A 248-nucleotide genomic window follows, 5' to 3' on the forward strand; every position below is an offset into this window, starting at 1 on the left:
ACTGTAGATTGTAACGGAACTTTAACCGCTCCAACAACGACTGATGTTTGTACTGGATCGATTACTGGAACTACTTCAGATATGCTTTCTTTTGTTGAAAGTGGAAGCACCACAATAAACTGGAGCTTTGATGATGGTAACGGAAACACGATTTCTGTACCGCAAACCTATAATTATGATGATACAACAGATCCTGTAGCACCAACTTTATCTGCTGTTACCGTAGATTGTAACGGAACTTTAACTGC

General features: G+C 39.5%; 1 protein-coding gene. It reads left to right on the top strand.

The genetic code is table 11. The features are described 5' to 3' along the window. A partial coding sequence (locus ACVCZW_RS02880; protein ID WP_452231606.1) for a hypothetical protein occupies positions 1–248 on the top strand: 248 nt, incomplete at both ends.

The sequence above is a fragment of the Lacinutrix sp. MEBiC02595 genome (genome assembly GCF_053601555.1).